We start from the raw sequence: 19306 nt of genomic DNA on the forward strand, positions 1-19306 counted from the left end.
TTATTATCTCAGGGGGAGCCATGAGCGCGTCACCCGTACGTATGGACGATCTGCCGCTAACCCGCTTTCACTGGCGCATTGCCGGACTCACCTTTGGCGCACATTTGACCGATGGCTATGTGCTCGGCGTGATTGGCTATGCCATTATCCCGCTGCAAACCCAAATGAACCTGACGACATGGCAGGAAGGCCTCATCGGTGGTTCGGCGCTGTTTGGCCTGTTTCTCGGGAGCCTGATCCTTGGCTGGATCTCCGATCACATTGGTCGTCAGCGTATCTTCACCTTCAGCTTTTTGCTGATCACCATAGCCTCTTTTTTGCAGTTTTTTGTCACCTCTGCGGAACAGCTGATTTTTCTTCGTGTACTGATTGGCTTTGGCCTCGGCGGTGACTATTCGGTGGGCCACACTCTACTTGCCGAGTTCTCGCCGAAGCGCTATCGCGGCATGTTACTGGGTGCCTTTAGCGTCGTATGGACACTGGGATACGTGCTGGCGAGCGTGGCCGGACATCACTGGATAAACAGTGAACCCGACGCCTGGCGATGGTTGCTGGCCTCGGCTTCCCTTCCGGCACTGGCGATAACGTTATTGCGAATGGGTACCCCGGAATCGCCCCGCTGGCTGATGCGCCAGGGCCGAATAGCCGAAGCGCACGCGGTAGTCCGGCGTTTTCTCGGGGCGAACGTTCTGCCCGGGGATGAAATTTCCGGGATCACTACTCGGCGCATCAGCACCTTATTTTCCCCCCGCTACTGGCGGCGTACCGCGTTCAACAGCCTGTTCTTTATCTGTCTGGTGGTGCCGTGGTTTGTGATCTACACCTGGCTGCCCACCATCGCTCAGACCATCGGGCTGGAGGATGCCCTCACTGCCAGCCTGTTACTCAACGCGCTGCTGATTGTTGGCGCACTGCTTGGTCTGGTGCTGACGTGGGCGTTATCGCGCCGCCAGTTTTTAATCAGCAGTTTTCTGCTGCTGGCGCTGGTGCTAACCGCGCTGGCCTTCACGCCAGCCAGCAACGGTCCGCTGATTTTGCTGCTGTTTGTGCTGTTCAGTACCGCTATTTCGGCGGCCAGCAATCTGGTGGGGATATTGCCCGCCGAGAGTTTCCCGACCGACATCCGCTCGCTGGGCGTCGGTTTTGCGATAGCGATGAGCCGTCTGGGGGCGGCAATTGCCACCGGTTTTCTGCCGGTCGCGCTCCTGTCGTGGGGTATGCGCTACACGCTGCTGGCGCTGGTTGCGGTGCTGGTAGTGGGGCTCATCGTGTCAATTTTATGGGCACCGGAAACCAAAAATTTATCGCTGGTGGAGGCGGCGGATCTGCCACCAAAGCCGCAGGGAAAGGGCAATGAACATTCTGTTGGCGTTTAAAGCGGAGCCAGATTTATCGATGCTGGCGGAAGCCGACTGGCAAGCGGCAGCTCAGAAGTCCATCGGGCCTGACCCAGCACTGATGCGGGTAACGATGGGCACTGACGAACAGGGCGCAGCGGAGCTAATGCTGCTGGCGAAGGAGGCCAATCCGGCGCTGAATCTGCATGCGGTCACCCTCGGCGACGAACGTGCGTTGCCTGCGTTGCGCCATCTGGCGGCGCTGGGATTTGCCCGGCAAACGCTATTGCACAGCCACGCCGATACACGATTTCATCCGGCTTACATCGCCGAGTTGCTGGCCGCGCAGGTGAGGGCGCAAAACGCCGGGCTGGTGCTGCTGGGCAGTCAAAGCAGCGAAGGCCAGAACGGCCAGACCGGCTGGCTGCTGGCGGAGATGCTCGGCTGGCCCTGTTTGTCTCAGGTTAATGCGCTGCACGTCGACGGTGAGGGTTTTTTGGTACAGAGCGAAAACCCGCAGCGACGTAGCCAGTGGCGCGTGCAACAGCCTGTGGTGCTCCGGGTACAAAATCGTGGGCAACTGGCACTGCGGGGGCCGGGCATGCGGGCGAGGCTGGCTTCCGCGAAAGCGGAAGTCACCCGGATACCCTGCAACTCGCCGGGAGCGGATGTGGTTTCCTGCATGTCGCTGGAACGCCATCTCGTACGTCGTTGCGGTATTATCCTGGATGGGACAATCGAGCAGGCGGCGCAGCGCCTGTGGCGAGAGCATCTGGCACAGAGGATGAAATGATGAAGATTGCCGTCGTGCTGTTGAATGCTGAAGACGAAGGTCCGCTGGCGGATTTTCTGTCACGCAATGGCCTACGGGCGCAGACGTGCTGGCGAGTGAATGAGGAAATGACGACGGCAGAAGCGGTGCTGCCCGCGCTGGAAGCCGCGTATTGGGCGATGCCCGTCGAGATGCTACTGTTTCCCGCCTCGCCGGAAGGGGATGAACTGGCTACGCGGCTGGCGTGGCGATTAAATGGCAGCGCCATCTGTCAGGCTCTGGATTATGACAACGAGAATGACACGGTCAGCAAAGCGGTGTACGGAAACGCGCTCACGGCGAGGCTGCGACCCGAGAACCGCCCGGTGTGCCTGTCCCTGTCTGGAACAGAGGCGCGACACAGCGCCAGGTTGCCTGCCAGTCTTGCGGAAACCCACATCGTGCCTGTCGCATTCGCGGAAGGATTATCGGCCCCGAACATTCTCAGCCAATTAGCCCATCCGCTGCAATCGGCCCGGATCGTGCTGGCAGTCGGGCAGGGCGCGGTGGGGGGCGTGTTTGGAGAGTTAGCCGAGGCGCTAAACGCAGAACTGGGGTTTACCCGCCAAAGAGTGATGGCTGGAGGCTGCGATGAACAGCGGATGTTGGGCATCTCCGGGCAACGCGTTGCGCCAGAGGTGTGCCTGATAGCGGGGGCGTCCGGTGCGTCGGCGTTTATGGCAGGCGTCAGCCAAAGCCGATTTATCGTAGCCATCAATACCGATGCCGCCGCGCCGGTGTTTGCCGCAGCGGACGTCGGGATTGTCGGGGATGCGCAGGGGGTATTGCAGATTCTGGCAGAATGCGCGAGTGCAAATTAATTCAATGATTTCGCCAGCTTCCACACCTCGGTATTGGTCGTCGACAGCGCCAGCACGCCCGCGGCGATAGCGTTGCGGGCATCTTCTTCATCGCACACCAGACCTCCGGCAATCAGTGGTTGGCGCACTTTCTCGGTCACCCAGTTCAGCACCTTCGGCATACAGCCCGGCAGGATTTCGATGCAGTCGGCATTGGACTGCGCCACCTGTTTATCAATGTTATGAAACGAAATGGAGTCGACAATAAACAGCCGATGAATGCAGAAATAGCCCTCCGCCCGCGCGGCCTTCAGCATATTTGGCTTGGTGCTGATAATGCCGTCGGCCTGCGTCACCAGTTTCAGAAACTGAATAACCACCTCTTTATTGGAGGCTCCTTCCAGTAAATCGACATGAATAAAGGCCATTTTTCCAGCCTGTTTGATCTTCTGCACGATCCCGGTGATGGTGCAAATGTTGCCGTACAGCACCGAAATAAACTGGCAGTCGGAGGCGATCGCTAACTGCAAACTGGCGTTATCTTTGACCGCGGCGATAACCGGGTTTTGTCTGAGCAGGTGAATCAGGGGCACACGAATATCCTTTATCTAATTAGCCAAAACGCAGGGTAATTCCAGCACCGGTTGGCGGATAACGCCACGCCTTCAACGTGGTGTCGCCCGCCACGAGTCGACAGCATCCGCACTCCAGGCAACCCTGAAAATGCACATTGACCCGGCCAGCGGCATCGCGGCTAAACAATCCGGCGGGGCATATCTTTTCCAACAGCACCCGTTGTTGTTCGCTAAGTGAGGCCTGCAAAACAATGTGGTTGGTGTCGGCGGGATGATAGCAATTACGGGAAAGGCTTTCGTTTACAGACATCGCAGACTCCTCAAAATATCGCGCGCCAGACGCGCGGGACCAAAACGCCTGGAATGACGCAGCAGCGAGCGCCACAGAGGAAGATTCACATTGGCTTCGACCCGGGTCAGATCGCGCCAAACGGCGTGGCTGAATTCCGGCCACTGACGATACGGGCTCTCACTCCGGAGCAGGGCCGGAACCTCACGATAACGCTGGAGTTGCTGCCAGAGCGCATGGCGCTGTAACGCCCGGTCGTACAGGGTTTGCAGCGGTTGAGCGGGCTGCTGACAATGCGCCACCAGCGCCTGAGTCGCCGCCTGCGCACTGAGCATCGCCGTGTCCATACCTCTGATCGTCATCCCGGTATTGATGCAGGTGCGTAAGGTATCGCCGACCAGCAGCCAGCCGTTGCCCGCGCGTTGTAACGGCACGCTGTTCAGGCCGCCTTCCGGCACCAGATGCGCGGCATATTCGAGCGTTTCAGCCCCCCGTACAAGCGGGCGCAGAGTGGGATGCATTTTCAGTTTTGCCAGCAGCGAAGAGGCGGCCCCGGGCCCATCGCGTAGCGAGGCCAGCGGGGCGACAATGCCCAGAGATAGCGACTGCTGGTTGGTATAGAGGAACGCCCCGGCCGGTTTTGTACCGCAGATTTGCCCGCTGAATAGCCAGGCCGCGCCGCCGTCATCTTCTAGATGGAAGCGCTCCTGTAACAACGTTTTGTCCAGAGACAGTGTTTCTTTGATCCCCAGCGCCATGGTCTGCATCGATGGGCGCGCAATCAGGCCATGCTGCTCGGCGAGCAGGCTGTTCGCCCCTTCCGCCAGCACCACGACCTTTGCCCGCAGCCGTTCGCCTTCGCACAGTACCCCCGCAATTCGGCCATTTTCCTGAAACAGCGCCTCGACCATCACGCCGCACAGCAATTGGGCACCAGCGGCCTCTGCCTGCGCCGCCAACCACGGATCGAACCGGGCGCGCAACACGCTCCACGACGCGCTGGCTGGTTGTTGTCCGCATAGGGTCGTGCCCCCATCGGCGGTCAGCAGGGAAACGTGTTCGTGAGTAATACGACGCTCAAGCGGCGCATGGGAGTGAAAATCAGGGAGGATATCGGCGAGCGCGTAGCCATACAGCCTGCCGCCAGAGAGATTTTTGCTGCCGGGTTGTTCGCCGCGTTCAATACACAGAACCGACAGCCCGGCACGGGCACTGAGCAAGGCGCAGGTTGAGCCTGCTATTCCTGCGCCAATAATAATAAGGTCAAAATCGTCCGCCACCTTGCGCTCCTTTTCCTCAGAACGCACAACCCTAACATGCCGGAATTAAAGGGAATTTGACCGCTGCCGCAAAGGCAGAAATCACTCGCCGCGATAGACGCAGCCTGCGGTGCAGGTTTCTTTGATCATTACCGCGCTCAGCAGCGGCACCAGCGGCTTCATCTGATCCCAAATCCATTTCGACAGCACTTCGCTGGTCGGGTTTTCGAGGCCAGGAATATCGTTCAGATAGTAGTGATCGAGTCGATCGTAAGTCGGTTTGAACGCCGCTTTCAGCTCGGCAAAGTCCATAATCCAGCCCGTATGGGGATCGACATCGCCAGTAATCTCCAGACGAACCATAAAGGAGTGGCCATGCAGACGACCGCACTTATGACCTTCCGGCACATGCGGCAGGTGGTGAGCGGCTTCGAAGGTAAAATCTTTAAACAGGGTGGTGGACATCATTGACTCTCAGAATGCGGAAAAAACCGGCGAATCTTACAGCAACGCGCCTTTTTTCGCATTAACTAAAACCGCCGTTTAGGCAGAGGGTAATGCTATCGGGGATGATCTTCAAAAAAGTATTTATCTTTCAAAGTGTTAATTAATCTGTTTTGCCGATAGTAATGACAACTAAAACAGGTTAGTCCATTTGGTTATTTATTATTTCCAACCCTTATTTAGTTGTTATTATCGCCGCCGTTACCCTAATCCTCTGTTCTGTTTTTACGATGAAAAACAGCTTTGCTACTGGAACATAACGACGCATGACGACACAGGCCCCACCTTCCGCTTTGCTTCCGCTGAACCCGGAGCAACTGGCACGCCTGCAGGCGGCCACCACCGATCTTTCACCGACCCAGCTGGCCTGGGTTTCAGGCTATTTCTGGGGCATGTTGAATCAGCAGCCGGGCAGCGTGATGAGCGCCGCGCCTGCCGCTGTTGAAGCGCCAGCGATTACCTTAATCTCCGCCTCACAAACCGGCAATGCACGCCGCGTGGCTGAACAGCTGCGCGACGATCTGCTGGCGGCGAAGCTGAACGTTAAACTGGTGAACGCGGGCGACTATAAATTCAAACAAATAGCCCAGGAAAAACTGCTGGTGGTGGTGACCTCCACGCAAGGGGAAGGTGAACCGCCGGAAGAAGCTGTCGCGCTGCACAAGTTCCTGTTCTCGAAAAAAGCGCCGAAGCTCAACGGTACCGCCTTTGCGGTGTTTGGCCTCGGGGATACCTCTTATGAATTCTTCTGCCAGTCAGGCAAAGATTTTGACAGCAAGCTGGCTGAGCTTGGCGGGGAACGCCTGCTGGACCGCGTCGACACCGACGTGGAGTACCAGGCCGCCGCCGCCCAATGGCGCGAGCGCATCGTCGACGTGCTGAAAGCCCGTGCGCCGAAAGAGACTCCCGCCCAGGCGGCTGCGACGGCGACCGGCATCGTCAACGACGTGCATTCCAGCCCGTACACCAAAGAAGCGCCGCTGATCGCGACCCTGGCGGTGAATCAGAAAATCACCGGGCGCGATTCTGAAAAAGACGTGCGTCATATTGAAATCGATCTGTCGGATTCCGGGCTGCGTTATCAGCCGGGCGATGCGCTGGGCGTGTGGTATCAGAACGATCCGGCGCTGGTGAAAGAGCTGGTCGAACTGCTGTGGCTGAAGGGGGATGAGTCGGTGACCGTCAACGGTCAGACGCTGCCGCTCAGCGATGCGCTGCAATGGCATTTCGAACTGACGGTGAACACCGCCAATATCGTTGAAAACTATGCCACTCTGACGCGCAGTGAATCACTGCTGCCGCTGGTGGGCGACAAAGCGAAGTTGCAGCATTATGCGGCGACCACCCCGATTGTCGACATGGTGCGCTTCTCTCCGGCTCAGTTAGACGCCGAAGCCTTGACTGGCCTACTGCGTCCGCTGACGCCGCGCCTGTATTCGATTGCCTCGTCGCAAGCGGAAGTGGAAACCGAAGTCCACATCACCGTGGGTGCCGTACGCTTTGATATTGAGGGCCGGGCCCGCACCGGGGGCGCATCCGGTTTCCTCGCCGACCGCGTGGAAGAGGATGGTGAAATCCGCGTCTTCATTGAACATAACGATAATTTCCGTCTGCCTGCCAACCCGGAGACCCCGGTTATCATGATTGGCCCAGGCACCGGTATTGCCCCATTCCGTGCCTTCATGCAGCAGCGTGCGGCAGACGGCGCGACGGGCAAAAACTGGCTGTTCTTTGGCAACCCGCATTTTACCGAAGACTTCCTGTATCAGGTGGAATGGCAGCGCTATGTGAAAGAAGGCGTCCTGACCCATATCGACCTGGCCTGGTCGCGCGATCAAAAAGAAAAAGTCTACGTACAGGACAAACTGCGCCAGCAGGGCGCGGAGCTGTGGCGCTGGATCAATGACGGTGCCCATATTTATGTCTGCGGCGACGCCAATCGCATGGCGAAAGACGTTGAGCAGGCATTGCTGGAAGTGATTGCCGAATTCGGTGCGATGGATACCGAAACGGCGGACGACTATTTGAGTGAGCTGCGCGTTGAGCGCCGTTATCAGCGAGATGTCTACTAATGAGCGAAAAACATCCCGGCCCTTTAGTGGTCGAAGGCAAGCTGGCTGACGCCGAGCGCCTGAAAAAAGAGAGCAATTATCTGCGCGGCACCATCGCAGAAGATTTGCATGACGGTCTCACCGGCGGCTTCAACGGCGATAACTTCCTGCTGATCCGTTTTCACGGCATGTACCAGCAGGATGACCGCGATATTCGCGCCGAACGCGCCGAGCAGAAGCTCGAACCGCGCCACGCGATGATGCTGCGCTGTCGTCTGCCAGGGGGGATCATCACCACCAAACAGTGGCAGGCGATCGACGCGTTCGCGGAAAACAACACAATCTACGGCAGCATTCGTCTGACCAACCGCCAGACCTTCCAGTTTCACGGCATTCTGAAAAAGAACGTTAAACCGGCGCACCAGATGCTGCACGAAGTCGGGCTCGACGCGCTGGCCACCGCCAACGACGTGAACCGGAACGTGTTATGCACCTCGAACCCGATTGAGTCTGAGCTGCACGCCGAAGCGTACGAGTGGGCGAAAAAACTGTCTGAACATCTGCTGCCGCGCACCCGCGCCTATGCGGAGATCTGGCACGATCAGGAAAAAGTCGCCACGACCGACGAAGAGCCGATCCTTGGCGAGACCTATCTGCCGCGTAAATTCAAAACCACGGTAGTGATCCCGCCGCAGAACGATGTCGATCTGCACGCCAATGACATGAATTTTGTCGCGGTGGCGGAGAACGGCAAGCTGGTGGGCTTCAACCTGCTGGTCGGCGGGGGGCTGTCTATCGATCATGGCAATAAAAAAACCTACGCCCGCACTGCCAGCGAGTTTGGGTTCCTGCCGCTGGAACACACTCTGGCAGTGGCTGAAGCGGTGGTGACCACCCAGCGCGACTGGGGTAATCGTACCGACAGGAAAAACGCCAAAACCAAATACACCCTTGAGCGCGTCGGCGTGGACGTGTTCAAGGCGGAAGTGGAACGTCGCGCGGGCATAACCTTCGCGCCGGTTCGTCCGTATGAATTTACTGGCCGTGGCGACCGTATCGGCTGGGTGAAAGGCATCGACCATAAATGGCACCTGACGCTGTTTATCGAAAATGGCCGTATTCTGGATTACCCGGACAGACCGCTGAAAACGGGTCTTCTGGAAATTGCTAAGATCCATAAAGGTGATTTCCGCCTGACCGCCAACCAGAACCTGATCGTGGCGGGCGTGCCGGAAAGCGAGAAGGCGAAGATCGAGAAACTTGCGCAGGACCACGGCCTGATGAATGCCGTCAAGCCGCAGCGTGAAAACTCCATGGCCTGCGTGTCGTTCCCGACCTGTCCGCTGGCGATGGCAGAAGCCGAACGTTTCCTGCCATCGTTCGTCGATAAAGTAGAAGCGGTGATGGAACGCCATGGCGTGGGCGAGGAACATATCGTACTGCGGGTCACTGGCTGTCCGAACGGCTGTGGCCGCGCGCTGCTGGCCGAGCTGGGGCTGGTGGGTAAAGCGCCGGGTCGCTATAACCTGCACCTCGGCGGTAACCGGATGGGGACGCGTATCCCGCGGATGTATCGCGAGAACATCACCGAATCGGAAATCCTCGATACCGTGGATGAGCTGGTTGGCCGCTGGTCGGAAGAGCGCGAAGCCGATGAAGGCTTTGGCGATTTCACGGTACGTGTCGGGATCGTCCGTCCGGTGCTCGATCCGGCGCGAGATTTCTGGGAATAAGGTTTCACCGCCCGGTGGCGCTTCACTTACCGGGCCAACAGGTTTTGTAGGCCGGGCATATGCAGTACCGCCCGGCAAAACAGCCAAATGAGGTGTCTATGTCCATACTGGATCTGAATGCGCTTAATGCACTGCCGAAAGTCGAGCGGGTACTCGCGCTGGCGGAAACCAACAGCCAACTGGAAAAACTCAGCGCCGAAGAACGCGTCGCCTGGGCGCTGGAAAATCTGCCGGGTGATTACGTGTTGTCGTCCAGCTTCGGTATTCAGGCGGCGGTAAGCCTGCATCTGGTCAATCAGCTGCGCCCGGACATCCCGGTGATTCTCACCGATACCGGTTATCTGTTCCCGGAAACCTACCAGTTTATCGACGAGCTGACCGACAAGCTGAAGCTTAATCTGAAGATTTACCGTGCCGAACAGAGCCCCGCGTGGCAGGAAGCACGCTACGGCAAACTGTGGGAGCAGGGCGTTGAGGGCATTGAGAAATACAATGAAATCAACAAAGTTGAGCCGATGAACCGGGCGTTGCAAGAGCTGAATGCCCAGACCTGGTTTGCCGGTCTGCGCCGCGAACAGTCGGGCAGTCGCGCCAATTTACCGGTGCTGGCTATCCAGCGCGGTGTCTTTAAAATCCTGCCGATCATCGACTGGGATAACCGCACGGTGTACCAGTATCTGCAAAAACACGGCCTGAAATATCACCCGCTATGGGATCAGGGCTACCTGTCCGTCGGCGACACCCATACCACCCGTAAATGGGAACCGGGGATGGCAGAAGAAGAAACCCGCTTCTTTGGGCTTAAACGTGAGTGCGGTTTGCACGAAGGGTAATAATTAAAATAATCGCCATGAATATGAAATAAATATTGATGGCGGTTATTTCCTGCTGTTGTTTATATTTATAGCCAATTGTTTTCCCCAAGTTATTTTATTTCGCTTTGTGCGATGTGACCGCGATCGCCTTTATTATTCCTCAGTCTGTAATCCTTAATAGATGTTTGTTTACGGACTCTGTAGGGCAAATGGACAATTGCGCGTCGTATTTTAGGTATTGGGGTAAAGCCCGTAAAAAGGAAGATGTTCAGGGTCACGGCGATGACTACCACCTTCTGCCTTATCACTGCCTGGATGTCGCTGCAGTCGGGTATGAGATGGTTATCAACAATAGCTGGCGTATCGCAGACTATTTCGCATCCATCGGATTGAATGATCGCCGCAAAGCAGCGAATTTCTTTTCCTGGCTTTTATGCTGGCACGATGTGGGTAAATTTTCACACGCCTTTCAGCAGCGTTACAACCACCCGCAATTATCGACGTACAACGAACACGTAATACCTTACGAAAAAGCACATCACAGTGACCTGGGTTATTGGCTGTGGATTAATCATTTTCGTGATGAATACTCATTATTACCCGAAGGTGGATTGTCGTCGATAAAACTGTCGCAAATACTTACCCGCTGGATGTCTATTTCAACCGCGCACCACGGCAAACCGCCTGTATTACTCCGCGCGTGTAATCATTTCCGTCCGCAGGATCGCGAAGCCGTTGGGCATTTTTTGACCGAGGTTAAAGCCCTTATTGACCCGCCAGACATCCCCGCAAGCTGGGGGGGCGACGTCTGCAAAACACAGTTCGCATCACTGTCGTGGTTATTTTCTGCGGTTACCGTGCTGGCGGACTGGACGGGGTCGGACACCCGCTTTTTCCACTGGCAGGCGCACCCCGAGCCTCTGAGTGACTACTGGCCTCGGGCACTGGAAAAAGCGCAGCGCGCGGTATCCTCTCAGCCTGTTTCTGTGCAAGTGGCTCCGTTTGCAGGCATTGATGCCCTGTTTCCGTTTATTCAGCAACCCACGCCGTTACAACAAAAAATGCAGGGCATAGATATCAATGCGGCCGGCCCGCAGTTGTTCATTCTGGAAGATGTTACCGGCGCGGGGAAAACTGAAGCGGCGCTGATTTTGGCGCACCGTCTGATGTCGGCGGGTAAGGCACAGGGCCTGTTTATCGGTTTACCTACAATGGCGACGGCCAACGCGATGTACGAACGGATGGCTAAAACCTGGACCGCATTTTATCAGCCTGATGCCCGGCCCAGTCTGGTGTTGGCGCACAGTGCTCGCCATCTTTCAGACAGCTTCAGCCAGTCTGTTTGGCTGGCAGACACGCCTCTTTCTCCAGAAGCGGATGAATTACATCCTCATGCCCAAGGTTGTGCAGCCTGGTTTTCCGACAGTAACAAGAAAGCGCTGCTGGCTGAGATTGGGGTTGGCACGCTCGATCAGGCACTGATGGCAGTGATGCCCTTTAAACATCACAATCTGCGGTTGCTGGGCCTTCACGGCAAAATCGTGATCGCCGATGAGGTCCATGCTTGCGATGCGTATATGGGCATGATCCTCGAAAAGCTGCTGGAAACTCAGGCGCGTCTCGGCAACAGCATGATTTTACTGTCTGCCACACTGTCGCAGTTCCAGCGCGAGAAGCTGGTTTCAGCATTTTCGCGTGGGACGATGAGCCACCACGATGCGCCATTGTTGGGGAAAAATGATTATCCGTGGGTCACGCATGTCACTCGTGAAGCCGTTCATTCCTGCTATGTTGAAACCCGGCCTGAGGTGCAGCGCTGCGTGGCGGTGGGATGGCATCACAGCGAGCAGGAATGCGTAGATACCGTTCTACGCGCGGTGCAGCAGGGCGAATGTATTGCGTGGATCCGTAACTCGGTGGATGACGCCATCGGTACATACCGACAGCTTGTCGACCGCCATGCGGTGGCAGAAAAAGACATTCTGTTATTCCACAGCCGCTACGCCTTTGGCGATCGCCAGCGAATTGAGAATCAAACGCTGGCCTGGTTTGGCAAGCAAGCCAGCACTGAACGGGCCGGAAAGGTGCTGATCGGCACCCAGGTATTAGAACAATCCCTCGATATCGATCTGGATCAGATGATAAGCGATTTGGCCCCGGTCGATTTATTGATTCAACGCGCAGGACGCCTGCAACGCCATATTCGCGACAGTCACGGGCAGTTTAAAACGGCAGGGCAGGATGAACGTGCCGCCCCCGTGCTGAAAATTCTCTCACCTGAATGGCGCGATGAGCCACTCGCCGACTGGCTTTCCGCCAGTATGCGCAACAGCGCGTACGTTTACCCCGAACATGGCCGAATGTGGTTAACGCAGCGGGTATTGCAAGAACAGGGCGAAATTCGTATGCCGCAGTCTGCGCGGCTTCTCATTGAGTCGGTCTATGCCGAAGACCTGCAGCTGCCAGCGGGTTTAATGAAATCCGCTCAGGAGCAGGAGGGTAAATATTACTGCGATCGAGCCTTTGCCGATCACCAGTTGGTGAATTTCGCCGCAGGCTATAGCTGTGGCAGCGACGATTACCTGCCTGACAAACTCTCAACCCGATTAGCAGAAGAATCCATCACGCTGTGGCTGGCCTGTAACCATCAGGGTGAAATTCGTCCCTATGCACAGGGGGTTCATGCCTGGGAAATGAGTTCTCTGCGGGTGCGCCTCAGCTGGTGGAATAAACATCGCCTGGATTTTGCATTACTGGAGGGCGCGGCCTTGCAGCACTGGTGCGTGTCACAGAGAAAAGAGGATGCAATCGTGATTGTACTGCCGGTTGCTGGCCCAAGCGGCTATTCGTCGAGGGAAGGTCTGACAGGATGGATGGAATGAAAAAGGAAAGGGATATGGAAGCATTTTCGCTACTAACCACGCCCTGGCTTCCCGTGCGCTATAAGGGCGGGTCAACGGGTAAACTTGCGCCAGTCGATTTGGCTAATGAGAACGTCGTAGATCTTACTGCCTCTCGAGCCGACTTACAGGGTGCAGGCTGGCAGTTTCTGATTGGGTTGCTGCAAACCGCCTGCGCGCCCAAGGATATCGAGGAGTGGGAAGAAATCTGGGAGGATGGCCTGACGGCAGAATACGTGCGTAACGCTCTGCTGCCGCTGGAGACGGCTTTCCAGTTCGGCTCGGTAACGCCCTCTTTTATGCAGGATTTTTCACCCCTTGTCGGGGACGCTATTTCAATTGCCACTCTGTTGCCAGAGACACCAGGCGGGCAGACCACAAAGCTGAATAAAGACCACTTCGTTAAGCGGGGTGTGTCGGAAAGGTTTTGCCCACATTGCGCGGCATTGGCGCTATTTTCCTTGCAACTGAATGCCCCTTCTGGCGGTAAAGGCTATCGCACCGGATTACGCGGTGGCGGGCCGATGACCACGCTTATCGAACTTCAGCGCTATAAAGGCGAACGACAAACGCCACTGTGGCGCAAGCTGTGGCTCAACGTGATGCCGCAGGACGCTGCCGGGCTTCCAATCCCATCGAACTTTGCGGCAGATATTTTCCCCTGGCTGGCTGAAACACGCACCAGTGAACAGGCGAATGGCATCACCACCGAGCAGCAGGTAAATCCGCTCCAGGCTTATTGGGGTATGCCACGGCGGATCCGACTCAATTTCTCCACGTTGAGTTCCGGCCAGTGCGATATTTGCGGTGACACCTCCGAGGCGTTGCTCAGTGAAATGACGGTCAAAAACTATGGCGTCAACTATATCGGCTGGGTGCATCCCCTGACTCCGCACCGCCTCGGTCTCAAAGAGGGCAGTGAGTTGTTCTCGGTGAAGGGCCAGCCTGGCGGGCTTATCTGGCGAGACTGGCTAGGTCTGAACGTTCGTGGGCAGAGTGAGCACAATCACGAATACCCTGCACGAGTGGTCAGCCTTTTCGGAGCCTATCCGGTGAAGGAGAGGGATGTGGTGACGGGTCTGTGGGGCTTTGGCTATGACTTCGACAATATGAAAGTCCGTAACTGGTATGAACATCATTTTCCGCTACTGCTGCTGGTAGACACGGAGCGCGAAACGCTGCACTCATTCCTGCGTCAAGCGGCGCAAAGTGCATCCCGCGGGCTAAGCCAACTGCGTGGTGCCCTGAAAGATGCCTGGTTTGGAGAGGGCAGCAGTGCCCGGGGCGATTTCGGCTTCATTGATGTTGATTTTTGGCAACTCACGCAGCCGCTGTTCCTGCGTTTTATCCAGGATCTTGAGGCGGGTGAAGATCCTGCCGCCCGATTCAGCCAGTGGCAGAGGGATATTCGAGGCTTTGTCCGTCAGTATTTCGACGATCGCGTGTTCACCTCTCCTGAAATGAAAAGTGACCTGAAGCAGGTCATGAAGGCGCGTAACAAACATTTCTCATCTTTAGAAAAGAAATCAAAGGCTAAAACCACCCGGACGGCAAAACCGCAGGAGGCAAATTGAATGGATATTGTCAAAAACGAGCACGGTACAGTGTTATGCAAATGGCACCATGATTTACAGGATAGACGCGGGTTACGCGCCAGTCTGCGACGTAGCACCACCATCACTGAAGCCTGTCTGGCAGATGGCTTTCGTTTGCTGCTGCTGCAAACTCACACCCTGTGGAATATCGAGCGGCAGGAATGGCGTTTTACCGCACTGGCGCTGGTGGCGGCGGTGGCGGCCCACATTAAGTCGATTGATGAGCGTAAGACGTTTGCCGCTCAGCTTGGGCAAAAAATGAACAGCCGCCAGGCCATGTCAGAGCTGCGTTTTCGGCGCTTATGTGAGGTGAAAAAGCCAGATGACCTGCTGCGCCAACTACGCCGGGCGGTGCAGTTACTCAATGGCACAGTCAATCTGTCTTCGCTGGCCGACGACATTTTTCGCTGGTGTCGCGAGGCAGATGATTTACATCAGCATCATCGCCGCCAGCAGCCACATACCGAATTTATCCGCATCCGTTGGGCGATGGATTATTACCAGGCCGAACATCAGGACGAAAAAAATCCCTCTGTCTCCGCAGAACAAGAATAAGGACTATCACATGAGCACATTTATTCAGCTTCATCTACTCACTGCTTACCCGGCCTCCAATCTGAACCGTGACGATACTGGCGCGCCCAAAACCGTCGTGCTGGGTGGGGCAACGCGCCTGCGCATTTCCTCGCAAAGCCTGAAACGTGCCTGGCGTACCTCTGCGCTGTTTGAAGAAGCGCTTGACGGGCATATCGGCGTGCGCAGCGGGCGCATTGGCCGGGAAGCGGCAGGTATCCTCGTAGCGTCAGGTATCAAGGAGAAAACGGCAGTCGAGTGGGGGGAGAAAATTGCGGCTCGTTTTGGAAAGCCGAAAGGCAAAAAAGAAAAAGCGGATGCGTTCATTACGACTGAAACCGAACAGCTTGCGCATATCAGCCCGGCAGAGTTTGAGGCGGTAAAAAAACTGGCAAATACGCTGGCACAGGAAAACCGTCCACCGACAGAAGATGACCTTAGTCTGCTACGCCATGACCGTATGGCAGTCGATATCGCCTTGTTTGGACGCATGCTGGCCTCTTCTCCGGCGTATAACGTAGAGGCGGCCTGCCAGGTGGCTCATGCATTTGGTGTAGGCGAAACGCTGGTTGAGGATGATTTTTTCACCGCCGTGGATGATCTTCGTGCCATATCTGATGATGCGGGTGCCGGGCACCTGGGCGAAACCGGTTTTGGTGCCGCGCTGTTTTATACCTACATCTGCATCGATCGAGACCTGCTGGTGAACAATCTCAATGGTGACGAAACGTTGGTCAGTCGCACTTTGCAGGCGCTGACCGAAGCGGTTTTGAAAGTGTCTCCTTCAGGTAAGCAAAACAGTTTTGCCAGCCGTGCCTATGTCTCTTGGGCGCTGGCGGAGAAAGGTGAGGATCAGCCGCGCTCGCTGGCGGCGGCGTTCTACAATCCGATCAACGGCACCGATCAGCTTGCTCAGGCGGTGAAGCGCATTACCGAACTGCGGGACAACATGAACAGCGTTTACGGTCAGCATACCGCGGCCAAGGGCTTCGACGTGATGCAGGCACAGGGCAGCGTGGCGGAAGTGCTCGAATTTATCAGCGCATAGGGATCGGATATGAGCCAGTATTTGGTTTTTCAGCTTCATGGGCCGATGGCCTCATGGGGCTGCGATGCGCCGGGTGAAGTGCGACACACGCACGACTTGCCAACGCGCTCGTCCTTATTAGGGCTTCTGGCCGCGGCGTTAGGTATCAAACGCGAAGAGGAGCAACGCCTTGCGCAGTTCAATCAGCACTATCAGTTTATTCTCTGCGCCAGTCAGCATCCGCGCTGGGCGCGGGATTACCATACCGTGCAAATGCCCAGAGAAACGCGTAAGACGCGCTACTTCACCCGGCGCGATGAACTGCGAGATGTTGAGCTACGAGAAACGCTGATTTCCCGACGTGACTACTTTACCGATGCCTGGTGGATGGTCGCCGTTGCGATGACAGAAGGTGCGCCGGTCACGCTGGAGGCGTTACGTGAAGCGCTTGTGCAGCCTGCATTCCCGCTGTATCTGGGGCGAAAAAGTCACCCTTTGGCGTTACCGTTGGCACCGCTTATTTTGCAAGGCACGGCTCGGGCGATCCTGTCCCAGGCGCAGGAGTATTATCAGCAACAGTTGAGTGCGCTCACCCTGCGCGTGAATTGGCCGAAACTTCAGCCAGATATGTGCTGGTGGGAAGGCGAGCATGAAGGGCTGACGGCGCAAAAAAGTTTGCAACGACGTGACCAGCCGCTAAACCGACGCCAATGGTTGTTCTGCACCCGTGAAGTTTTCCAGGGCACGCTGGACAAGGAGGAATCGTGTACCTGTCAAAAATAACCTTACACACCAGCGAGCTTGCGCCCGCACAGCTTTTGCAGATGGTTGAGCGCGGCGAATACGCCATGCATCAATGGTTATGGGAATTATTCCCAGGCATGGCGGAACGCACATTCTTGTACCGCCGAGAAGAGTTGCAGGGCGCATTTCGATTTTATGTCCTGTCGCAAAGTGAGCCGAAGTCACACACGTTTTTTATTCTGGAAACGCGTCTATTTCAGCCGCAACTTAGGGTGGGTCAGCGACTTAGCTTTAACCTTCGCGCCAATCCAGTCGTCTGCAAGGGCGGTAAACGCCATGATTTACTGATGGATGTTAAACAACAGTTGCGTGACCAGCTTGATCCGCGGGCCATTTGGCCTCATCAGGCGCAGGCCGCATGCGACTGGCTGACGCGTCAGGGAGAACAGAGTGGGTTTTCGCTGGAGGGCGTCGAAGTGGGCGTATACCGACAGCAACAAATGGTCGGCGGAAAATCAAAGTCGTACATTCGCTTTAGCAGTGTGGATTACACCGGCGTGCTGGTGGTCACCGATCCGGTTGGTCTGATCGCCCGTTTGGCTCAGGGTTTTGGTAAAAGCCGAGCTTTTGGTTGCGGACTGATGCTGATTAAACCGGAAACTGAACGGTGAGCTTTCTTCCCTTGAGCCCGATCCCGCTAAAAGATCGAACATCAATGATTTTCCTCCAGTATGGTCATCTTGACGTACTCGATGGAGCATTCGTGCTTATCGATAAAACAGGGATCCGCACGCACATTCCGCTGGGATCGATAGCCTGCATCATGTTGGAGCCCGGCACCCGCATATCTCACGCCGCCGTCCGGCTAGCGTCTACCGTGGGAACGCTGCTGGTCTGGGTGGGAGAAGCGGGCGTGCGGTTGTATGCCTCGGGTCAGCCTGGAGGGGCCAGAGCCGATAAACTGCTGTACCAGGCGAAGCTGGCATTGGATGACGATCTGCGTCTGAAGGTGGTGCGAAAAATGTATGAGCTACGTTTTCGTGAACCGCCGCCGGCCCGCCGCTCTGTCGAACAACTTCGCGGTATTGAAGGCGCGCGGGTTCGTCAGACTTACGCGCTATTAGCGAAGCGTTATGGCGTGAAGTGGCACGGGAGAAATTACGATCCCAAAGCCTGGGAAAAAGGGGACACCGTCAATCAATGTATCAGCGCGGCGACATCTTGCCTTTACGGCATCACAGAAGCTGCGGTATTGGCTGCGGGATATGCCCCTGCTATTGGTTTTATTCACAGCGGTAAGCCGCTTTCGTTTGTATATGACATGGCCGATATTATTAAATTCGAGACCGTTGTTCCAAAGGCATTTGAAATTGCCGCGCGTGCTCCGTCAGCACCCGATCGTGAGGTTAGATTAGCGTGCCGGGATATTTTTCGTAGTGAAAAACTGACCGCTAAACTAATCCCATTGATTGAGGAAGTACTGGCAGCTGGTGAAATTGAGCCACCTAGACCTGCAGCGGATATGCTGCCTCCCGCCATTCCCGAACCCAAGACGATGAGCGATGAAGGCCATCGAGGACGCAGTGAATGAGTATGGTGGTTGTGGTAACAGAAAATGTTCCGCCGCGCCTGCGGGGGCGATTGGCTCTCTGGTTGCTGGAGATCCGTGCGGGTGTTTACGTCGGCAATTTATCAAAGCGGATCAGGGAGATGATTTGGCACCAGATCTCGCAATTGGCAGAAACAGGGAATGTGGTTATGGCTTGGGCAACCAATAACGAATCAGGTTTTGAATTTCAAACTTGGGGAGAAAATCGCCGTATCCCGGTAGATTTGGATGGTTTACGGTTGGTTTCATTTCTTCCTATTCAAAATCAATGACCTGCAAGTTCTTTAATAATGCGAAAATGTGAATGAAACGTTGGTAGATTGTTTGTGCTGCATAAAAGTCTTTATTAACAGTCATCTATGTTTAGAGTGTTCCCCGCGCCAGCGGGGATAAACCGAGAATATGGCAGAAATCTCTAAGCTGGTAAGCGTGTTCCCCGCGCCAGCGGGGATAAACCGGAGCATGGCATTATCGGAAAGTCTCCGCTCAAGTGTTCCCCGCGCCAGCGGGGATAAACCGGCAGGTTTAATTGCTCGCTCAGGCTTATGTTTGTGTTCCCCGCGCCAGCGGGGATAAACCGGTTATCAGGGCTTAGGTTTTTCAAATCGGAATGTGTTCCCCGCGCCAGCGGGGATAAACCGCACGCTCTTGCTGCAACGTAAACTTCCATGAGGTGTTCCCCGC

The 19306-nt window shown here is 56.0% G+C and carries 18 protein-coding genes and 1 CRISPR repeat array (1 of these 19 only partly in view); of the genes, 14 read left to right on the forward strand and 4 right to left on the reverse strand.

The window, feature by feature from the left end; translation table 11 throughout:
- The first annotated feature begins 20 nt into the window (after positions 1–20).
- The 3 genes from SIK69_RS16170 to SIK69_RS16180 are packed head-to-tail and all read left to right on the forward strand — an operon-like array spanning position 21 to position 2969.
- The gene (locus tag SIK69_RS16170) at positions 21–1376 is read left to right on the forward strand and encodes an MFS transporter (RefSeq protein ID WP_319786536.1); all 1356 of its coding nucleotides are present in this window, start codon (positions 21–23) and stop codon (positions 1374–1376) included.
- On the forward strand, positions 1354–2130 hold the full coding sequence (locus tag SIK69_RS16175) for an adenine nucleotide alpha hydrolase family protein (protein WP_319786537.1): 777 nt from the start codon (positions 1354–1356) through the stop codon (positions 2128–2130). Before SIK69_RS16170 ends, SIK69_RS16175 begins: the two co-directional genes overlap by 23 nt.
- On the forward strand, positions 2127–2969 hold the full coding sequence (locus tag SIK69_RS16180) for an FAD-binding protein (protein WP_319786538.1): 843 nt from the start codon (positions 2127–2129) through the stop codon (positions 2967–2969). Before SIK69_RS16175 ends, SIK69_RS16180 begins: the two co-directional genes overlap by 4 nt.
- Here SIK69_RS16180 and SIK69_RS16185 read toward each other — a convergent pair.
- The 4 genes from SIK69_RS16185 to queD all read right to left on the reverse strand — a co-directional run bounded on the left by SIK69_RS16185 (position 2966) and on the right by queD (position 5539).
- Positions 2966–3541 carry a glycerol-3-phosphate responsive antiterminator gene (locus SIK69_RS16185; protein WP_319629512.1) on the reverse strand — a complete coding sequence of 192 codons (576 nt, stop codon included), beginning with the start codon at positions 3539–3541 and terminating at the stop codon, positions 2966–2968. The two genes, SIK69_RS16180 and SIK69_RS16185, sit on opposite strands and share 4 nt — an antisense overlap.
- A gap of 19 nt (positions 3542–3560) precedes the next feature.
- On the reverse strand, positions 3561–3833 hold the full coding sequence (locus SIK69_RS16190; RefSeq protein ID WP_319786539.1) for a ferredoxin family protein: 273 nt from the start codon (positions 3831–3833) through the stop codon (positions 3561–3563).
- Positions 3824–5092, reverse strand: coding sequence for an FAD-dependent oxidoreductase (locus SIK69_RS16195; RefSeq protein ID WP_319786540.1), 1269 nt, complete (start codon positions 5090–5092; stop codon positions 3824–3826). Before SIK69_RS16195 ends, SIK69_RS16190 begins: the two co-directional genes overlap by 10 nt.
- 81 nt (positions 5093–5173) lie before the next feature.
- Positions 5174–5539 (reverse strand): 6-carboxytetrahydropterin synthase QueD, encoded by a 366-nt coding sequence (queD, locus tag SIK69_RS16200; RefSeq protein WP_319629509.1) that lies wholly within the window; start codon positions 5537–5539, stop codon positions 5174–5176.
- A 302-nt stretch (positions 5540–5841) separates the two neighbouring features.
- Here queD and cysJ point away from each other — a divergent pair, with 302 nt between their 5' ends.
- The 11 genes from cysJ to cas2e all read left to right on the forward strand — a co-directional run bounded on the left by cysJ (position 5842) and on the right by cas2e (position 18894).
- The gene (gene cysJ / locus SIK69_RS16205) at positions 5842–7647 is read left to right on the forward strand and encodes an NADPH-dependent assimilatory sulfite reductase flavoprotein subunit (protein ID WP_319786541.1); all 1806 of its coding nucleotides are present in this window, start codon (positions 5842–5844) and stop codon (positions 7645–7647) included.
- On the forward strand, positions 7647–9359 hold the full coding sequence (cysI, locus tag SIK69_RS16210) for an assimilatory sulfite reductase (NADPH) hemoprotein subunit (RefSeq protein WP_319786542.1): 1713 nt from the start codon (positions 7647–7649) through the stop codon (positions 9357–9359). The genes cysJ and cysI overlap by 1 nt, the downstream gene beginning before the upstream one ends.
- Positions 9360–9457: 98 nt before the next feature.
- Positions 9458–10192, forward strand: coding sequence for a phosphoadenosine phosphosulfate reductase (gene cysH / locus SIK69_RS16215; RefSeq protein ID WP_319629506.1), 735 nt, complete (start codon positions 9458–9460; stop codon positions 10190–10192).
- Positions 10193–10383: 191 nt separating this feature from the next.
- A complete protein-coding gene (cas3, locus tag SIK69_RS16220) occupies positions 10384–13056 on the forward strand; it encodes a CRISPR-associated helicase Cas3' (RefSeq protein ID WP_319786543.1) in 2673 nt (890 codons plus the stop codon).
- 14 nt (positions 13057–13070) lie between these two features.
- A complete protein-coding gene (casA, locus tag SIK69_RS16225; protein WP_319786586.1) occupies positions 13071–14648 on the forward strand; it encodes a type I-E CRISPR-associated protein Cse1/CasA in 1578 nt (525 codons plus the stop codon).
- A complete protein-coding gene (gene casB / locus SIK69_RS16230) occupies positions 14649–15224 on the forward strand; it encodes a type I-E CRISPR-associated protein Cse2/CasB (protein WP_319786545.1) in 576 nt (191 codons plus the stop codon).
- Between the two features lie 10 nt (positions 15225–15234).
- Positions 15235–16290 (forward strand): type I-E CRISPR-associated protein Cas7/Cse4/CasC, encoded by a 1056-nt coding sequence (gene cas7e, locus SIK69_RS16235; protein WP_319786546.1) that lies wholly within the window; start codon positions 15235–15237, stop codon positions 16288–16290.
- 9 nt (positions 16291–16299) lie between these two features.
- Complete coding sequence (cas5e, locus tag SIK69_RS16240) at positions 16300–17052, forward strand: type I-E CRISPR-associated protein Cas5/CasD (protein ID WP_319786547.1); 753 nt, start codon at positions 16300–16302, stop codon at positions 17050–17052.
- Positions 17034–17684, forward strand: a complete 651-nt coding sequence (cas6e, locus tag SIK69_RS16245) for a type I-E CRISPR-associated protein Cas6/Cse3/CasE (protein ID WP_319786548.1) — start codon at positions 17034–17036, stop codon at positions 17682–17684. Before cas5e ends, cas6e begins: the two co-directional genes overlap by 19 nt.
- The gene (gene cas1e, locus SIK69_RS16250) at positions 17681–18604 is read left to right on the forward strand and encodes a type I-E CRISPR-associated endonuclease Cas1e (protein ID WP_319786549.1); all 924 of its coding nucleotides are present in this window, start codon (positions 17681–17683) and stop codon (positions 18602–18604) included. The genes cas6e and cas1e overlap by 4 nt, the downstream gene beginning before the upstream one ends.
- Complete coding sequence (gene cas2e, locus SIK69_RS16255; RefSeq protein WP_319786550.1) at positions 18601–18894, forward strand: type I-E CRISPR-associated endoribonuclease Cas2e; 294 nt, start codon at positions 18601–18603, stop codon at positions 18892–18894. The genes cas1e and cas2e overlap by 4 nt, the downstream gene beginning before the upstream one ends.
- Before the next feature lie 96 nt (positions 18895–18990).
- Positions 18991–19306: direct repeats of the CRISPR family, unit length 29 nt; unit sequence GTGTTCCCCGCGCCAGCGGGGATAAACCG (it continues 446 nt past the right edge of the window).

The organism is Scandinavium lactucae, assembly GCF_033843265.1.
GTDB lineage: Bacteria > Pseudomonadota > Gammaproteobacteria > Enterobacterales > Enterobacteriaceae > Scandinavium > Scandinavium lactucae.

Coding starts and splice junctions, on each gene's coding strand:
- SIK69_RS16170 (WP_319786536.1), top strand. CDS start 21: ATGAGCGCGTCACCCGTACGTATGGACGATCTGCCGCTAACCCGCTTT.
- SIK69_RS16175 (WP_319786537.1), top strand. CDS start 1,354: ATGAACATTCTGTTGGCGTTTAAAGCGGAGCCAGATTTATCGATGCTG.
- SIK69_RS16180 (WP_319786538.1), top strand. CDS start 2,127: ATGATGAAGATTGCCGTCGTGCTGTTGAATGCTGAAGACGAAGGTCCG.
- SIK69_RS16190 (WP_319786539.1), bottom strand. CDS start 3,833: ATGTCTGTAAACGAAAGCCTTTCCCGTAATTGCTATCATCCCGCCGAC.
- queD (WP_319629509.1), bottom strand. CDS start 5,539: ATGATGTCCACCACCCTGTTTAAAGATTTTACCTTCGAAGCCGCTCAC.
- cysJ (WP_319786541.1), top strand. CDS start 5,842: ATGACGACACAGGCCCCACCTTCCGCTTTGCTTCCGCTGAACCCGGAG.
- cysI (WP_319786542.1), top strand. CDS start 7,647: ATGAGCGAAAAACATCCCGGCCCTTTAGTGGTCGAAGGCAAGCTGGCT.
- cysH (WP_319629506.1), top strand. CDS start 9,458: ATGTCCATACTGGATCTGAATGCGCTTAATGCACTGCCGAAAGTCGAG.
- cas3 (WP_319786543.1), top strand. CDS start 10,384: ATGGACAATTGCGCGTCGTATTTTAGGTATTGGGGTAAAGCCCGTAAA.
- casA (WP_319786586.1), top strand. CDS start 13,071: ATGGAAGCATTTTCGCTACTAACCACGCCCTGGCTTCCCGTGCGCTAT.
- casB (WP_319786545.1), top strand. CDS start 14,649: ATGGATATTGTCAAAAACGAGCACGGTACAGTGTTATGCAAATGGCAC.
- cas7e (WP_319786546.1), top strand. CDS start 15,235: ATGAGCACATTTATTCAGCTTCATCTACTCACTGCTTACCCGGCCTCC.
- cas5e (WP_319786547.1), top strand. CDS start 16,300: ATGAGCCAGTATTTGGTTTTTCAGCTTCATGGGCCGATGGCCTCATGG.
- cas2e (WP_319786550.1), top strand. CDS start 18,601: ATGAGTATGGTGGTTGTGGTAACAGAAAATGTTCCGCCGCGCCTGCGG.